The following is a 15316-nucleotide window of genomic DNA, read 5'->3' as shown; positions in this document are numbered from 1 at the left end:
TCCATGCGCACCTCAACCACCGCCCTCATCGCATCGCTATTTGCCGGCCTGGTCTCATCACCTGCTCACGCCGAAGTAGAAGTCGTCACCAGCATCAAGCCCCTGCAACTAATCGTCTCGGCCATTCAGAACGGCGCCGGGGAGACTCGCGTACTGCTCCCACCAGGAGCCTCGCCGCACTCCTTCAGCCTGCGCCCCTCCGACCTGCGAGCCTTGCGCAGTGCCGACCTGGTTTACTGGATCGGCCCCGATCTGGAGACCTTCCTGCAACCCGCCCTGGAAGGCCGCACTGGCCGCACCGTGCCAGTACAGGACATGGAAGGCCTACGCATCCGCCACTTCGGAGAACTGACCACAGGCGGCATGGATGAGCATGCCGAAGAAGAAGACCACGACGACCTTCACCGCCCAGGCTCCATCGACGCGCATCTGTGGCTCAATCCAGGCAATGCCCGCGTAATCGCCTCTGGTGTAACGGCCGACCTCATCCAGCTAGACCCCACCGAGGCAGCCCGCTACAAGGCCAACCTCGCCGCATTCAACGAGCGGCTGGACAAGGAAGACGCCCGCCTGAAAAGCCGGCTGGAAGCGGTCAAGAACAGACCTTTCTTCGTCTTCCACCAGGCATTCGACTATTTCGAGGACGCCTACGGCCTGAACCACAGAGGCGTTCTAGCGATAGGAACGGAAGTGCAGCCCGGCGCTCGCCACGTAGCGGAGATGCGTTCCAGACTGCAGGCAACTGGGCCCGTCTGCCTCTTCAACGAGCCCCCTGTGCGCCCTCGCCTGGCCGAAACACTGAGCCAGGGCCTGCCGGTGCGCTTCGCTGAACTGGATGCCCTCGGTTTCGACATCCAACCCGGCCCTGACGGTTACACAAAACTCATCGGCAAGCTCGGCGACGATCTGGCGAGCTGCCTGGAAGCACTTTGAGCCTTACTTGGCGCCCCTGAAGGCCTGGTCCATCTCACTGAAGGTGGGCCGGTGCGCCGGGAGAATCACGCTCCTGCCGAACTCCACGGCAAGCGTAGGCGGCATGCCGGAGGCCGCAGCCACGAAGGTCACCTTGATGGCCTCGAACACATTCAACTCCTCCTTGGCATCGTGCTCCAGACAGGTTGCCAGGGGGCCGAAGAAACCGTAAGCGGCCAGGATGCCGAGGAAGGTCCCCACCAGCGCAGCAGCCACGTGCTTGCCGATTGCGGCCTGATCCCCCTCCCCCAGCAACCCCATGGTCACGACGATACCCAGTACCGCGGCAACGATGCCGAAGCCAGGCAGACCATCTGCGACTCGGGTCACCGCGTGGGAGTTGTGCTCCAGCTCCTCCTTCAGGCTACCCAGGCCGGTATCCATCAGCCCCTCCAGCTCGTGCGGAGCCATGTTGCCGGATGCCATGATCCGGAGATGGTCACAGGTGAACGCCAGCATGCGCGTGTCCTGCACCAAGCGCGGGTACTTGCTGAAGATCGGGCTCGAACCAGGCTCCTCGATGTCCGACTCGATGGCCATCATCCCTTCCCGGCGGGACTTGTTGAGGATCTCGTAGAGCGCCGTGAGGATCTCGACGTAGTAGGTATGGTTGAAGCGGCTGCCGAACATCTTCAATGACTTCTTGAAGACATGCGTCGTGGTTCCGCCAGGGTTTGCTTGGAGGAAAGCCCCCAGGGCGCAACCACCGATCACCAGCACCTCGTAAGGCTGAATGAGCGCCGCAATAGCGCCCCCAGACAGCATGTAGCCGGCAATCACACTCGCCAGCACGACGATCATCCCGACGATCTTCATCATGGTCGTATGTCTCCATCGACGAGAAAGTGACCGGCTCCGAAGAGCCGGTCGTTAGCACGTCAGATCACGCGCTTGATCTGCTGGTAGTCGCCATCGGTCTTGAGGGTGACGGTTACCGGCTCGCTGCCACGGTTGCGCCAGAACCAGCCGTGCTTGCCGTCGAACGCCGCCTCCAGCGTGCCCTTGTCTTCCTGGGTCGCACGGCCCTTGCCATAGCCGTGATAGAAACCCTTGGGCGCGTTGTAGGGATCGCCGTGGGTGTCGTAGTTGACGACGCCGTCAGCCACGCTCCACGTGAAATCGACACGAGCACCCTTGCGCATCTCCAGCTTCACTTCTGCCCCCTGGTTCGGGGCCAGGGTGATGCTCATCTGATGCTGCTGGCCAGCCGCCTTGGCAGGAGCACTCGGTGCCGTCGGAGCAGCAGCGGGTGCAGGGGTTGCCGCGATGGCCGGCTGTACGGGCGCCACCGGAGCGGCCGGCGCCGTTTGCTGAACCGGAGCGGCTGCCTGCAGTGCAGCACTGTCGACAGCGGCGTCCGCCAGGGCCTCTTCGGCAAGCTGGATCTTGATCTCGCCCATCTGAGTCAGGCCCAGGGCGCTACCAACCCCGGTGGGATCAAGGGCGTATTCCGATGGCATGACCACTGTGACCAGCAGTACACCGGCGGCGACCATGGCGATAACGGTGGAGCGGAGCAGTTGTTTGCTGCTGGGCAGCTCATTGAGGGTAGGAAGCTTGGAATTGAACATGTCTTGTCCTTACTGGGAAATGACCAGGCCGGTGAGCTGGTAGCCCATCAGCAGGAAGCCGGCGCTCATCATGGCGACGTTGGCGGAATACGCGTGCCGCCAGAAACTGGCAGTGCGACGCCAGTAGCCCATGAGGATGAGGATGCTGCCGAGCGCCAGGAGCTGGCCGATTTCGACACCGACGTTGAAGGCGATCAGATTGACGATCAGCCCGTCCGGGGATATCTCGAACTCCTGGATCTTGGTAGCCAGGCCGAAACCATGGAGCAGACCGAAGATCAGGGTGGCGGCGCGGGTATCGGGCTGTACGCCGAACCAGCGCTTGAAGGCACCGAGGTTATCGAGCGCCTTGTAAACCACCGAGAAGCCGATGATCGCGTCGATCACGTAGGAGCTGATGCTGATGTCGGCCAGAACGCCCAACAGCAGCGTCACGGAATGGCCGACGGCGAACAGCGTTACGTAGAGCCCCACATCCTTGAGGCGGTACAGGAAGAAGATCACGCCGAACAGGAACAGCAGGTGGTCGTACCCGGTGATCATGTGCTTGGCGCCCATGTAGATAAACGGCATGAGCATCACGCCGGTGCTCTCCTGGATGAACCCCTTATCACCTTCGGCAACGCCATGGGCGAGTGCGTCCGGAGTCACGAGCAGCAACAGCGCCGCGACCAGGGTCAGCAGGAAAAGCGGGCGGCGCAGAAATGCGTCCGCGCCACTCCATAGAAGTGCATTCATTGCTTACGTCCTAGATTGCTGAAAACGAGAGCTGCGAAGCAGCCCGATTCAAAGCACGGACGTGTCGCGCGGAGGGCGCTCGATAAGGAAGATGGGCCCGGTGGGCATGGTGAAGCGGGGGGAAGACTGCAGCCGCCCAGGCCCGCTCATCGGGGGCAGGATGATCAGCGAGCCGAGGTATGGAGTTTCGTGGACGTGATCAGCTGTGAAAGGCGCGTGGTAGTGGTCGCCAATATCGGCGTTGCTGAACGAATCGTCATCGTGGGAATGGTGGTGGGCTTCGATGCCAGCGTTCTGCTGACCAGCCGAGGAAAGCAGCGAATAGGTGTGCCCGACCCACGCCATCAAAAGCGCGAATACCAGAGTGAAGGCTATTCGGGTGGAAGCAGCACGGGACATCATTGATCGGCACACGTTTGAATGCCTATCAATCTATCCCCTGGGGGTGGATAGGATCAAGTGCCAATTGTTACAGGGACGAAAGTAGCACCCGCCCTTCTCCAGATGTATCAAGCAACTGGCTTGACTATCAGGATTGTAATTCTTGCCTCACGCTGGCGTCAGGTTCGCCTGAGTAGCATCTGGGTCATGAAATCGGTTTCACGACAGAGGCCGATACTGCCTGGAGACCTCATATGCAACTCATCAAGATCATGCTGCTCGGAGCCCTGCTCGCTGGCGCTAGCGCCCCTGCCTTCTCTGAAGACGGCTACGACCGCTCCCTGAAGATGAACGAGCAATTCCGCGCTGACCAGAAGCGGCTTTGGGGTGACAAGAACGACACCGAGAAGCAGAAGACCGAACGCTCCCTGTCTCGTGAAAAGGACGGCCAGATCAACAAACCCTGATCGTCTCCATTCCTCCTGGCGCCATCCTCTCCTGGGGGATGGGCCCTTCAAGGCGCCAAGGCGCCTTTTTTGTTGACGACCGGTCCATGAGACTCGTTGACCATATCCCCCCCAGGGGGATAGGATGCCATCACCGGTAACCAAACAACGAGTCAACCATGAGCAGTTCTGATCAGACCCACGAGCATGGGCATCGCCACGAAAGCCATACCGATATCGTCAAGCGACTGAAGCGAGCGGAGGGGCACCTGCGCAGCATCATCACCATGATCGAAAACGGCCGCGAGTGCGTGGACATCGCCCAACAGATGCATGCAGTCGAGAAGGCCGTATGCCAGGCGAAACGGACGCTGATTCAGGATCACATCGACCACTGCCTCGAACACACCATCGGCGCCATGACCAGCAATGAGCGGGCGCCGCTTGAAGAGTTCAAGCAGATCACCAAATACCTCTGAGGTCCTTCCATGGGCAGTTTCTCGCAACTCCTGCAGCAGGGAGCGGCACACGCTTGGCTGTATTTCCCCAGCGCCATCCTTCTTGGAGCGCTGCACGGGTTGGAGCCTGGCCATTCCAAGACGATGATGGCGGCCTTTATCGTCGCCATTCGCGGCACAGCCAAGCAGGCGATCCTGCTCGGACTGGCAGCTACCGTCTCCCACACGGCCGTAGTCTGGGCAGTGGCCGTCGGCGGCATGTACCTGGGTCAGGGCCTGGATGCGGAGACCACCGAACCCTACTTTCAACTGGGCTCTGCCGCACTGATCATCGCCATCGCCCTGTGGATGCTCTGGCGCACCTGGCGGGGTGAACGCAGCTGGTTGGCAGAAAGCGATCACGATCATCAGCATGACCACGCCCATGACGAAACTCGGGTTATCGATACCGGGCATGGACGGATCGAGCTATCGATCTTTGAGGAAGGCGTACCGCCCCGCTGGCGCATCAAGACACTCAGTGGCTCGCCCTGGGCAACGCAAGAAACCCACCTCATGACTCGCCGCCCGGATGGCGTGGAGCAGTCGTTCACCTTCGTCCAGCAGGTTGGCTTCCTCGAGTCCCGCGATGAGATCCCGGAGCCCCACGAGTTCAGTGCTCGGGTCAGCCTGGGCCACGGCGGCCACTCCCACGACTACGACGTCGAGTACAAGGAGCACGCCCATCACCACCATGGTGAACTCGAAGGGTTCGAACTCGCTGCTGACGGCTATCAGGATGCTCATGAAAGGGCTCATGCCAATGACATCAAGCGCCGTTTCGCCAACCGCGACGTCACCACGACCCAGGTCATCCTGTTCGGCCTCACCGGCGGTCTAATCCCCTGCCCCGCTGCTATCACGGTCCTGCTGCTCTGCCTGCAGGTGAAGGAAGTAGCGCTGGGGGCAGTTCTGGTTCTGTGCTTCAGCATTGGTCTTGCCCTCACGCTGGTAGCCGTAGGCGTCGCCGCAGCGCTGGGCGCACGGCATGCCTCGAACCGCTGGCCCTGGCTCAGCGCCGTCGCCCGTCGGGCACCCTACCTGTCCAGCGTTCTGATCATCGCGGTGGGCGTGTACGTCGGCTGGCATGGCTGGCTCAACCTTACTAGCTGAAGACCAGTGGAGATGTCGGCCTATGCAGGCCTGTTTCTAACCGCGTTCGGCGCCGCGACGCTGCTGCCACTGCAGTCGGAGGCCGTCCTGGTAGGCCTGCTGCTGACAGAGAACTATACGGTATGGCTTCTGTTGCTGGTTGCCAGCCTCGGAAATGTTCTGGGCTCCAGCGTCAACTGGTGGCTCGGACGACACGTCTCCCGCTGGGGGTCCCATCGCTGGTTCCCCCTCAAGGAAAAGGATCTGGAGCGAGCGGGCAGTTATTACCACCGGTATGGCCGGTGGTCGCTTCTCCTGAGCTGGGTGCCCGTGATCGGCGACCCACTTACCCTGCTCGCCGGTGTGCTGCGCGAGCCATTCTGGAGCTTTCTCTTGATCGTGATTTTCGCCAAGACAGCCCGTTACCTGGTCCTCACGACCCTCACCCTGGGGTGGCTCGCATGAACGAAGCCCGCCAGAACCGGGATTCGGGCCTGGACATCGTCAAATGGCTGGGCATGGCAACCATGGTGCTAGACCATCTGCGCTACCTCTGGCACGACATGGCACCGCTCTACCTGATAGGCAGGCTGTCATTCCCCCTGTTCTGCCTCGCCATCGCTGCGAATGTGGCACGCAGTCGCCGTGGAGAGCTCTACACGGAAGCGAACGTACGCTACCTGACCTGGATGCTGCTGTTCGTTGTCATCTCGGAGCTTCCTTACAGGATGCTGTCATCGGGCAGTTCGACCTTCAGCGTCATGCCCACTCTGTTGCTGGGGCTGATCGTTGCCTGGGGCTGCTACCACCGCAATGCCGTTTCCATCGTTGCTGCTGCCATAGCCATTGCCAGCAGCGTCGCCTTCCATGATCTGTTCATGTACGGCGTCAGTGGCGTGCTGATCCCGGCGGCCATGGTACTGGCCATCCGCAAACCCGGCCTCAGCGCCCTGCTGCCAGCCATCCTTTGCGTAATGGCCAACAACAGGGACAGCTGGATGCTGCAGTGGGGCATTCAGCCTTACCCGGTCGTAGTGGCGGTCATCGCGTTCAGTGCTCCCCTTTATGGGCTCTGGCTGCTGAGAAAGGACTGGCCGTTCAAGGTCCCGCCCGTCACCCGCTGGGGCTACTTCTTCTACCCAGGACATCTCCTGGCTCTGGCGTCGCTCAGGTACGTGGTGGCGTAGCACCAATCCGAATTCAACCGTTTCACCAATCCCCCCAAGGGGATGATCCATCCAACGTCACAAGGGGGCTGACATGCTTTCCGTTCTCGCCAACCGCACCTACAGGCACCTCTTTATCGCGCAAGTCATCGCGCTGGTAGGCACTGGCCTTGCGACAGTCGCTCTGGGCCTGCTTGCCTATGACCTGGCCGGGGCCCAGGCCGGGGCCGTGCTCGGCACCGCCCTGGCAATCAAGATGACTGCCTATATCGGTGTAGCTCCCATCGCCGCAGCGTTCGCCGAGCGCCTGCCACGCAGAGCCATGCTGGTAGCCCTGGACCTGGTGCGAGCGGCGGTAGCGCTGCTGCTGCCCTTCGTCACTGAGATCTGGCAGGTGTATGTGCTGATCTTCGTGCTGCAGTCCGCATCCGCAGCCTTTACGCCCACCTTCCAGGCCACTATCCCGGACATCCTCCCTGATGAGCGCGAATACACCCGTGCCTTGTCGCTGTCGCGCCTCGCATACGATCTGGAAAGCGTCATCAGCCCGATGCTGGCGGCCCTGCTGCTGACAGTGGTCAGCTTCCACAGCCTGTTCGGCGGCACCGTGGTCGGCTTCCTGGTTTCGGCGGTGATGGTCGTCTCCGTCACCCTGCCCACAGCCCAACCAGGCCCCAAGCGCGGCATCTACGACAGGACGACACGGGGGCTGCGTATTTTCCTCGCCACTCCACGTCTACGCGGCCTGCTCGCGCTGAACCTCGCCATCGCCTCAGCCAGTGCGATGGTGATCGTGAACACCGTGGTTCTGGTGCAATCGCGTTTCGGCCTGCCGCAAACTTCCACCGCAACCGCGTTGATGGCTTTCGGTGGCGGCTCCATGCTGGTGGCTCTGATTCTGCCCCGGCTGCTGGATCGCATGGATGACCGCAAGGTGATGTTCGGCGGCGCCAGCGCGCTGGTGATCGGCCTCTGCATTGGCATCCTGTTGCCTAGCTACACCTTCATGCTCGGGCTTTGGTTCTTCCTGGGCGCGGGCTACTCGATGGCGCAAACACCCTCTGGGAGGATTCTCCGCCGATCTTCCAGCTCGCAGGACCGCCCCGCCCTCTTCGCCGCCCAGTTCGCGCTGTCCCACGCCTGCTGGTTGATCACCTATCCCCTTGCCGGCTGGCTGGGCGCCAATGTCAGCCTGCAGGCTTCGTTCATAGGCTTGAGTGCCTTGGCTGCCACCTCCTTGGTGGTCAGCTTCCGGATCTGGAAGCCCGAGCATGATCGGACAGTGATCGAGCACACCCATGACAACCTCGCGGAAGACCACGAGCACGTTGCAGAGGGCAAGACTCACTCCCACGACTATGTGATCGACGACCAGCATCGGCGCTGGCCCTGAATACGCCGAAAGGAGGGGTTGCGAGATAGTGGCCAGCTGCCATATCGTCAGCTGGCCAGCTCTGGCACCCAACTAGAAAAGGAGTTCTACCGTGAAGAAACTGTCCGCTGCCTTCCTCGCCCTGCTCGTCGCCTGCGTGTCCGTCTCGGCGCTGGCCCACAGTGGCGGCACCGACTCCAAGGGTTGCCACCGCAACCACAAGACCGGTGACTATCACTGCCACTGATGCCTTGGTGCCAAGGACTTCCGCACAGCTCGGAAGTCCTTCTCCCCGCAGATCACTTCAGCAAATGGACCAGCAAGCCGCTGGCCGCGCATCCTACCAACACCTGAATCACTCCCCGCTTGTAACGGAGTCGAAGCCACCTGCGAAACCAGCAGGCCAGAGCACGTGGTAGCCGAAGAAGAGTGCAAGGTTGAGTATCAAGCCCACCACGGCCGCCGTGATGCCAGTCAATGGCGCCGTGAACTTGAGCTCATTGTGCGTTGACTCCACCAGAGGACCGCCGGCGAGAATGAACAGGAACGGCGGCAGGAAGGTGAACCAGGTGACCAGGGACGATGAAGCGCTCCGACTGGCATATCTCAGAGATCCCACCTTGCGTGTCAGATCAGCTCCGCCATCCAAGCCGGGAGCAGGCATCTTGTTGATTGCAGTGCCAGCCATTCGCTAGCAGGCAGCAGCTTTTTTAACTTCGCCGCAGACTCATGTGAGTGAAGTGGCCCCATCCAGGCCAGTGCTCTGACCGCCTCTCCCGCGAAGGAAGCCCCGAGAGCCATCTGCCACTTCGGCGCATGCTTAATCACGATCTCGCTCTTACCCAAATGCAGGATTCTTGATCTACCACTGGTGAGGAATATCAGCCGGACAGGCATCTGTCGCGTCAAGCCTAAGGCATTGGCTGACCGCGCACCGTGGACGACGATAACCTCACGGGTTGCTTCAGCAAGGGATCGGATCACCATCTCCGGTGCAGGAGAACGCCTACCAAATCGGCTAACCACTGGCGCTACGTATAGGCCGCGTGCCACACGTAGTAAGTGCTCTTTCTTCGCTAGCCGAGATAAGGCCTGATTTACTGCCCTGCGACTACCTAGATGAAGAAGGTCTTGAGCCCACAACAAGCTTCCTTCAGATAGGCAATGAGTTCGCTTGAGGATTTCCTCAGAGAGGCTGCTCATCACACGTGTAGTTAGGTGACCGTGGAACGGTAGATTTGAGCGCGCCCCACATCGGACGAGCTGATGTGATCTCTATCCGAGTAGATAGCCCCTGACGCGGTTTTGAGGTCATAGCCCAGTACCTTTTCATTGGTATCGGAGATGCGAACCAGCTCAGCAAGCGGCTCCATTTGCCATGCGCCGGTTCCATTCAGGCGCGCGGGAGTGATGACTTGCACATCCTCTACCTTGGCGTGGGCAGCGACACGCTCCAGCATCTGCTCTAGCTCTGCCTCGGACGCAACAAGGTACATCGTTCTCCAGTTCGCTCTACCCCTGCCTATGTTCAGGGTCACGCAAAACCAAGGACGATGCTGCTCGAGCTCAACAAAGCGCCACAGCTGGTAAGGTTCCCCAAATACTGGCGCGACTGGAATCTCGGCATGTCGGTGGGTGGTGAACATCGATGGCTCTCCACATTTAAGCTATATACAGCATAGCTCATTCGCCCTCGAAAAGGCTTCATCGTTCCTTTTGCGAGGCAGCAAAAGTGGAACTGAATGAAGCGCTTGGTCTGGTGATTAAAAAGCTTCGGCAACAGAGGGAGTTGTCCCAGGAAGGACTGGGTCCCAGCCAGAGCTACATCAGTGCCATTGAGCGAGGCAAATGGAAGCCTTCGCTGGATAAGATTGAGCAAGTCGCAGCAATTCTTTCGGTTCACCCAGCCGCCTTACTCATCCTGGCCTATCTAAAACAGGCACCGGAGGGAGAAGCAGATCAAATCCTCAGCGATATTCAGGCTGAGGTTTCGAATCTACGGTCTACCTGAAGGAGACTCGGCGTGGCGGCATCGTCTCCGCAGTGAAGCCTTGATCGGTGTCATTCTCGGCCCCTGCCCAAGAGTTTGAGGCCGCCTTTGTCAATTCTGGGACAGCATTTCCGAGCTGAGCAGTCGGCCAGCCCTCAGTCGTGGCTGTGTTGTGAGCACGCTGATGCGGAATAAAGCTTCGGCTCCGCTGTCCCGAAGTGCTCTAAATTGAGCCTTGCGAGGAGACCTCCTGCCCTCAGGCCGCTTTCGAATCGCAGGAATTATCTGTAATTATCTCGCTATAGATAATTGCTCAGTTATTAGCCAGGTCGCCATATCCTGGCGGTCACAGCAGCCCGCCCCCTCAAATGCCTCTTTGTCATGGACAGCGCTAAGTGAAAGCGGCACATTGCCATACTGCCAGAGCACTCCAACTCGAAAGGCTCTGATTCGTGCTAGCTATGCTGCGTTAGGTTCAAACAAGAGTATCGCCTTGTGCACTCAAGGTATGGAAACTTTGGTTGTGGGGACTGCAGATGATTAGTTGGGCTCCAGAGTAACATCGGTGGGAGCTTCATACTGGCGAGTCGGCTAGCCCCTTAGCTAACTGACGATCGCATCTATGTAGCCTTTAGGTCTGCTAGTCACGAAACCAGATGCTGGGAAGCGCTGAATAATCCGTTCATTGTGGCCGCCTTCATTACTCTGTAAAGGTAGAGCTAAAGACTGGGCCCATAGCGCCCAGCGGTAAGGTCTCAGACTGCTCTTCTATTCGCCCAGCTAAGACGACATCATCTCGTGTTGGAAAGTGACGCAAGAGAAATTTTGCGTCGTAACGGAGCTTCTCCGGTAAATCGCTGTTACGAGACAGTTGAAGTAAAAACTCCCGAGCTTTTACCACAGCGCGGGAGCGCTCAGAGGCCATAGTCATAAAAAACTCCAAAAAATCTGACCAGACATATATTTAACCACGTACCGCATAAATTCTGGCGACTCCTGCAACAAATGGCTCAATGCGCTTGTATAAGCTCGCCGATAGATTTTCCAGATAAGTCATCGTAGCTTTATGGTGCTCGAGAGAATCAAAACGAATCCCCAGCCTGCCGATATCAAATGGGTTTATATTTAGAAGTGAGTCAGAAATCAGCAGTAATCTATCTATAGCTATCAATTGCTGCTCGGGAAACACCCCAAGCACGCAGCCAATTAGAATTAATGCGGATATACGAGGAAAAATATCGCATAGAGAGCATCCTAGTAAAGCACCTTGTTGATAATTCATCACAGGATCCAGCCGATGCCGATGACGCTGGCAGCCTCTTGCCAGCCCATCTAGATCTGCAAAGCGAAACCTAGGATAGAGGAAACTCTCAAACAAAAACCTACAAAGGGTCTTTATTTCTTCGCTATGATAAACCGCACAGTCACCTGGCAAACGTAAACAATTTTTCTTGTGAGCGAGCTCTAACAGCAATTGGACTTGCAGAGCCAAAAAAATTATTCTTTGTGGCGGTCGAGAAATCAGCGCCCTGCTAGTAGATTTTTCGGCACTCTTGCAGTAGCCAGCAAATGCCGCCCAAGACTTATCTATTCCTATTGAAAAATCCGAAAATTCCTCAAGTTGGCAGGTATGTTTCGCGCAGATAGGGCAATGCAAGTAGCACCACCGCTTACGCCAATACGGGATTAGGCCAGCTTTAATGTCGTCACAAAAGCAATGGTGGCAGTAGGCTCTTCGCTGTTCCCAAGGCAATACCCAAGAACTTTGCTCGCGAAAGAAAATCATCAACGTTCTTGCATTAACGCTACCATATGTATAGCGGAGAGACTCTTGGCCTGTTAGCCAAAAATCAGGCTCAATAGCATATTTTGGTATATCTAATAATTGCGCATCTTCGTTGCTGACCTGCAGACATCTAAAGTACCAAGAGGAAAAACACTCATCGTGCTGTGCTCTTGGAAATCCATAGACCTTCATATTCTTAGTAGCCCCATGGGTCTGTGAATGCTTTACGAAGCAGCGAGGTCGTAATTTTTTCTTCGCTGCTTTCTATTGCATAGCAAGCCGCAGCCCTGATCAGCTTGAGCACATCATCCATTCGGCCGTTCGTTTTTTCTAGAAGAAACCTGACTGTCTCTTCACTGTCTAGAAACGACGGCTTCCTCAGAGGTATATTTTCCTCTAGCCCAGCTAAAAAAGATCGAAACTCTTCAGTCTCAGACCAATCAGTCAAATCAATAATATGGAAGCGTCGACTGAATTGTTTGTCAGCAAACAATGCGTTTTTAGCTTCAATCGTGCCAAACCCTAAGATGGACACACCTAAAGGCGCATTGCTCATGCTTTTAAAACACACCAGACTTCTGAGTTGTTCATTACGCTGCGTAAGCAGCAAGTCATGAATCTCATCTACAACGACACCCTTAATCTGTCTAAGCCGAAGAACAGCCGCCAGTTCTTGAGGCATAGTTGCCTTTCTTGGGAGGGATGACCTTTTCGTAGGCAGAGGAACACCTAGCGCATCGGCCAAAAGTTCATACATATTCAGGTTCAAAGCATTAAGACTCAGATCTAAAAATAACAAACTACCACTCAGATCTTTACAAGCTTTGATTTGCCTTATGATGCTTGATTTCCCCGTTCCCCCATCCCCTTTAACGAGCAAGCATGGTGCCTGCTTGCGGTCGGGAACAGACAGGATATTTCTCACCACCTTCATTACTTTGGCTGACGATGGATAATCTATCCATAGGCTGTCGCTCTGAATTTCTCTTATTCGGGCGGCATCGTCGAGCGATAGAAGTCTCCGGCGCTCTGGCTCTAGATGTTCACCCTCTAGCATTCGTAGTCACTCCTTAAAGCGAGAGGCGCGTTTTGAGTAGTCCGGACGAGCTGCTTCTTTCCTTACAAAATGCTCGTCCTCATTGCCCGCCAACCCATGCTCATTTAGATAAATATTCTTTGCTGCATTGGCCTTCTTCTGTCGCTTGGTTAGTTTCTCGCTATTTTCTATAATTGCGGAATTTTCATCCATAAGAGGTATCAGGCGCATATCTTCCAGGCAACCCGGCTTTATGTTACTGCGTCCCTTTCTGCCCATTTTGAAGGCATTGTACTCTTCTAGTGAAAAATCTGACTTTGTGACATCCGAGAAATGGATGGGTATATACTCGCCATCCACACGAACCCAAATCATTCGCATAGAAAATGGGTCGTACTTCACCACCATCTTTCCCTGACCAACAAGCGACCTAAGGGCACCACTCCAATATATGCCTCCATGCAATTTTATGCCCTTCGGGCTAATTGCTCTGGTTTTTTCTGGCATGAAGTCTAATCTGAAATTTAGAGCGTTCCCCACTATGGGAGGATATGAGACACTTCCATCTTCCCTAGTGAAATGGTTGAGCCATTTGTTTGCAGGAGAGCAATCAAGAGCAGCGTGTTTTCGTCCGTGATAAATACAAACTTCATTCGCAAACCATCTCGCAAACTCAGAAAAGGTCATAGATGCCATTTTTTCGCTGTTATACCCTTTTCGAGCTTGAGTGTTGGAGTATGTTGTGCCTCGTAAAAAATGAACCTTGGTCGTCATGAATGTGCCGATAAGCCTTTCTACATGTCCCCCATAATGTTTTCTACCGAGCGGCCGCCACTGGGGGGTGATGAGATTTCTCTTACAGGCAGCTTGGAATTTTGTGCTTCTGAACTCCTTAGCATTATCCATATGAATAACTGTTGGCACACCATAAAAAGGGTATTTCCCTTCTGCGATACCCAGTCTATTTAAAAATGTATGCTTAGGTAGTGCTGCATGGTAAATCGCACAAGAAACAGAGACCGTAGATGGATGGTGAAGACTGAGGTAATATCCAAGAATAATTCTTGTATGAATGTCAATAATTACCGTAAGCCAAGGTCTGCCCAAGGGTTCTCTACGTTCATCATCAACTAAAATTACGTCTACCAGCGTATGATCCATCTGCACAAATTCAAGAGGCCGATGAGTTTCCTTCTTCCCTGGGCGCGCCTGAAATATCTGTGATGCTGAATCCGAACCATATTTCTTTATGTGCATTTCCCGTTCACTTCGCTCTTTTATTCGAGCCCGCACGGCGGTCTGAGACGGGACGCTCTCTTGTTTCTTAATGCATTCTTTCTCCACCGCCCGCCACACGCCAGAAATAGAGGCCGCAGCTCCGTGGTAACCAGCATCAATGCTCTCTTTTATTATCTCCTCAACAGCCTCCGACAGTCTGCTTTCTTTGGGTTGCCGCCCTCTCTTGCGCGGCAATAGAGAAACATATCCCGCCTCCGCATCATACTGCTTAGAAAGCTTAAATAAATAAGATCTAGAGACCCTCAACTTGCTAATGGCGTATGAAATATCGCAAAGCCCCTTGCGCCAATCGTCAATTACAGAGAACCGCTCTTGCGCAGCTTCGATCTCTTCCAAAGTGGACGGCCTTGCTGTGTCATCACAGACAACTTCTGAAGCGCCGTTGCTACTTAAGTTTATGAATTCGATCTCTTTGATATTGGCAATAAATCTCGAGTTATCTTTTTGCGAGACAACTAGGAAATCTAAATGAGGGAGTTGATTTTCAATGCGACACAGCAAACCTTTGGCCACAACCAGTAAGTCTTTTTTATATCAATGGCTTTCATCTCCCCTCCCGCTGCGAGAAGAGCGCTTGTATTAATGAATATAGTAATCTAGGCGAGCCACCTTATAGCTTTTTGGTCGTAATACCATTCTATAGAGCGCTGATAGCTATAAATGCCTTGATATCAGATTCTAGATGGACCTAGATGTTTTTCCTCAGCGACGCAAATATAGGAGGCTTCATTCCGCTATGCGCCGTTCACCGGGATCGCCAAAAAGGTAGACTAAATGCACCATTGAGATCTTTTGTCTCTTTTTTTAAAAAAATACACCATTAAAACAGTGACTTAGATGAGTCTACTTTTTCAAAAATCGTCACAAAAATGGCTATTTCCCAAGCTTCCCTTTTTCAGTGCGATTGCTAAACAGCTCAGCACGTTGCAAGCACTATCAAACTGATCAGAAAATTGCTCCCCTGAGTCAT

19 protein-coding genes and 1 pseudogene are annotated in these 15316 nt (G+C 55.6%); 10 read left to right on the top strand and 10 right to left on the bottom strand.

Going from position 1 to position 15316, the window contains the following annotated elements; translation table 11 throughout:
• Nucleotides 1–3: 3 nt before the first annotated feature.
• On the top strand, nt 4–933 hold the full coding sequence (locus HSX14_RS15845; protein WP_173175305.1) for a zinc ABC transporter substrate-binding protein: 930 nt from the start codon (nt 4–6) through the stop codon (nt 931–933).
• A gap of 3 nt (nt 934–936) precedes the next feature.
• Here the strand turns inward: HSX14_RS15845 and motA are convergent, their stop codons facing one another.
• The 3 genes from motA to HSX14_RS15830 are packed head-to-tail and all read right to left on the bottom strand — an operon-like array spanning nt 937 to nt 3281.
• On the bottom strand, nt 937–1791 hold the full coding sequence (motA, locus tag HSX14_RS15840; protein ID WP_173175307.1) for a flagellar motor stator protein MotA: 855 nt from the start codon (nt 1789–1791) through the stop codon (nt 937–939).
• 59 nt (nt 1792–1850) lie between these two features.
• Nucleotides 1851–2543, bottom strand: a complete 693-nt coding sequence (locus HSX14_RS15835; protein WP_173175309.1) for a transmembrane anchor protein — start codon at nt 2541–2543, stop codon at nt 1851–1853.
• 9 nt (nt 2544–2552) lie between these two features.
• Complete coding sequence (locus HSX14_RS15830) at nt 2553–3281, bottom strand: HupE/UreJ family protein (protein WP_173175311.1); 729 nt, start codon at nt 3279–3281, stop codon at nt 2553–2555.
• 189 nt (nt 3282–3470) lie between these two features.
• Here HSX14_RS15830 and HSX14_RS15825 point away from each other — a divergent pair, with 189 nt between their 5' ends.
• From HSX14_RS15825 to HSX14_RS15790, 8 genes are all read left to right on the top strand, one after another.
• Entirely contained in the window at nt 3471–3686 is a 216-nt protein-coding gene (locus HSX14_RS15825; protein WP_173175313.1) for a hypothetical protein, read from the top strand.
• A 230-nt stretch (nt 3687–3916) separates the two neighbouring features.
• Nucleotides 3917–4129, top strand: coding sequence for a hypothetical protein (locus HSX14_RS15820; RefSeq protein ID WP_173175315.1), 213 nt, complete (start codon nt 3917–3919; stop codon nt 4127–4129).
• A 158-nt stretch (nt 4130–4287) separates the two neighbouring features.
• Nucleotides 4288–4587, top strand: a complete 300-nt coding sequence (locus HSX14_RS15815) for a metal-sensing transcriptional repressor (protein ID WP_173175323.1) — start codon at nt 4288–4290, stop codon at nt 4585–4587.
• Between the two features lie 9 nt (nt 4588–4596).
• The gene (locus HSX14_RS15810; RefSeq protein ID WP_173175325.1) at nt 4597–5718 is read left to right on the top strand and encodes a nickel/cobalt efflux transporter; all 1122 of its coding nucleotides are present in this window, start codon (nt 4597–4599) and stop codon (nt 5716–5718) included.
• A gap of 12 nt (nt 5719–5730) precedes the next feature.
• Nucleotides 5731–6162, top strand: a complete 432-nt coding sequence (locus HSX14_RS15805; protein WP_173175327.1) for a YqaA family protein — start codon at nt 5731–5733, stop codon at nt 6160–6162.
• The gene (locus HSX14_RS15800; RefSeq protein WP_173175329.1) at nt 6159–6884 is read left to right on the top strand and encodes a TraX family protein; all 726 of its coding nucleotides are present in this window, start codon (nt 6159–6161) and stop codon (nt 6882–6884) included. Before HSX14_RS15805 ends, HSX14_RS15800 begins: the two co-directional genes overlap by 4 nt.
• Nucleotides 6885–6957: 73 nt before the next feature.
• Entirely contained in the window at nt 6958–8256 is a 1299-nt protein-coding gene (locus HSX14_RS15795; RefSeq protein ID WP_173175331.1) for an MFS transporter, read from the top strand.
• A 91-nt stretch (nt 8257–8347) separates the two neighbouring features.
• Nucleotides 8348–8482 carry a YHYH domain-containing protein gene (locus HSX14_RS15790; RefSeq protein ID WP_173175333.1) on the top strand — a complete coding sequence of 45 codons (135 nt, stop codon included), beginning with the start codon at nt 8348–8350 and terminating at the stop codon, nt 8480–8482.
• A 52-nt stretch (nt 8483–8534) separates the two neighbouring features.
• Here HSX14_RS15790 and HSX14_RS15785 read toward each other — a convergent pair.
• The 3 genes and pseudogenes from HSX14_RS15785 to HSX14_RS15780 all read right to left on the bottom strand — a co-directional run.
• Nucleotides 8535–8818: pseudogene (locus HSX14_RS15785) on the bottom strand (chromate transporter); the annotation flags it as partial.
• A gap of 44 nt (nt 8819–8862) precedes the next feature.
• Nucleotides 8863–9438 (bottom strand): DUF6088 family protein, encoded by a 576-nt coding sequence (locus HSX14_RS31220; protein WP_228723448.1) that lies wholly within the window; start codon nt 9436–9438, stop codon nt 8863–8865.
• 11 nt (nt 9439–9449) lie between these two features.
• The gene (locus HSX14_RS15780) at nt 9450–9881 is read right to left on the bottom strand and encodes a hypothetical protein (RefSeq protein ID WP_173175335.1); all 432 of its coding nucleotides are present in this window, start codon (nt 9879–9881) and stop codon (nt 9450–9452) included.
• 86 nt (nt 9882–9967) lie between these two features.
• Here HSX14_RS15780 and HSX14_RS15775 point away from each other — a divergent pair, with 86 nt between their 5' ends.
• Nucleotides 9968–10246, top strand: coding sequence for a helix-turn-helix domain-containing protein (locus tag HSX14_RS15775; protein WP_228723447.1), 279 nt, complete (start codon nt 9968–9970; stop codon nt 10244–10246).
• Nucleotides 10247–10925: 679 nt separating this feature from the next.
• On the opposite strand, the gene HSX14_RS31470 is transcribed toward HSX14_RS15775, so the two are convergent.
• Genes HSX14_RS31470 through HSX14_RS15760 form a run of 4 tightly spaced genes read right to left on the bottom strand, consistent with a single transcriptional unit; the run spans nt 10926 to nt 14859 of the window.
• Entirely contained in the window at nt 10926–11150 is a 225-nt protein-coding gene (locus HSX14_RS31470) for a BPSL0761 family protein (protein WP_308116834.1), read from the bottom strand.
• A 39-nt stretch (nt 11151–11189) separates the two neighbouring features.
• A complete protein-coding gene (locus HSX14_RS15770) occupies nt 11190–12203 on the bottom strand; it encodes a hypothetical protein (protein ID WP_173175337.1) in 1014 nt (337 codons plus the stop codon).
• A gap of 4 nt (nt 12204–12207) precedes the next feature.
• Nucleotides 12208–13068: a TniB family NTP-binding protein gene (locus tag HSX14_RS15765; RefSeq protein ID WP_173175339.1), complete on the bottom strand. Its 861-nt coding sequence runs from the start codon at nt 13066–13068 to the stop codon at nt 12208–12210.
• A gap of 6 nt (nt 13069–13074) precedes the next feature.
• Nucleotides 13075–14859 (bottom strand): Mu transposase C-terminal domain-containing protein, encoded by a 1785-nt coding sequence (locus HSX14_RS15760; RefSeq protein WP_173175341.1) that lies wholly within the window; start codon nt 14857–14859, stop codon nt 13075–13077.
• Nucleotides 14860–15316 lie beyond the last annotated feature (457 nt).

This window comes from Pseudomonas tohonis (assembly GCF_012767755.2).
GTDB lineage: Bacteria > Pseudomonadota > Gammaproteobacteria > Pseudomonadales > Pseudomonadaceae > Metapseudomonas > Metapseudomonas tohonis.
The sequence above is the reverse complement of the archived record's forward strand: the minus strand, read 5'-3'. Positions and strand labels throughout refer to the sequence as shown.

Coding starts and splice junctions, on each gene's coding strand:
- HSX14_RS15800 (WP_173175329.1), top strand. CDS start 6,159: ATGAACGAAGCCCGCCAGAACCGGGATTCGGGCCTGGACATCGTCAAA.
- HSX14_RS15820 (WP_173175315.1), top strand. CDS start 3,917: ATGCAACTCATCAAGATCATGCTGCTCGGAGCCCTGCTCGCTGGCGCT.
- HSX14_RS15770 (WP_173175337.1), bottom strand. CDS start 12,203: ATGAAGGTCTATGGATTTCCAAGAGCACAGCACGATGAGTGTTTTTCC.
- HSX14_RS31470 (WP_308116834.1), bottom strand. CDS start 11,150: ATGGCCTCTGAGCGCTCCCGCGCTGTGGTAAAAGCTCGGGAGTTTTTA.
- HSX14_RS15780 (WP_173175335.1), bottom strand. CDS start 9,881: ATGTTCACCACCCACCGACATGCCGAGATTCCAGTCGCGCCAGTATTT.
- HSX14_RS31220 (WP_228723448.1), bottom strand. CDS start 9,438: ATGAGCAGCCTCTCTGAGGAAATCCTCAAGCGAACTCATTGCCTATCT.
- HSX14_RS15795 (WP_173175331.1), top strand. CDS start 6,958: ATGCTTTCCGTTCTCGCCAACCGCACCTACAGGCACCTCTTTATCGCG.
- motA (WP_173175307.1), bottom strand. CDS start 1,791: ATGATGAAGATCGTCGGGATGATCGTCGTGCTGGCGAGTGTGATTGCC.
- HSX14_RS15805 (WP_173175327.1), top strand. CDS start 5,731: ATGTCGGCCTATGCAGGCCTGTTTCTAACCGCGTTCGGCGCCGCGACG.
- HSX14_RS15810 (WP_173175325.1), top strand. CDS start 4,597: ATGGGCAGTTTCTCGCAACTCCTGCAGCAGGGAGCGGCACACGCTTGG.
- HSX14_RS15815 (WP_173175323.1), top strand. CDS start 4,288: ATGAGCAGTTCTGATCAGACCCACGAGCATGGGCATCGCCACGAAAGC.
- HSX14_RS15835 (WP_173175309.1), bottom strand. CDS start 2,543: ATGTTCAATTCCAAGCTTCCTACCCTCAATGAGCTGCCCAGCAGCAAA.
- HSX14_RS15830 (WP_173175311.1), bottom strand. CDS start 3,281: ATGAATGCACTTCTATGGAGTGGCGCGGACGCATTTCTGCGCCGCCCG.
- HSX14_RS15765 (WP_173175339.1), bottom strand. CDS start 13,068: ATGCTAGAGGGTGAACATCTAGAGCCAGAGCGCCGGAGACTTCTATCG.
- HSX14_RS15845 (WP_173175305.1), top strand. CDS start 4: ATGCGCACCTCAACCACCGCCCTCATCGCATCGCTATTTGCCGGCCTG.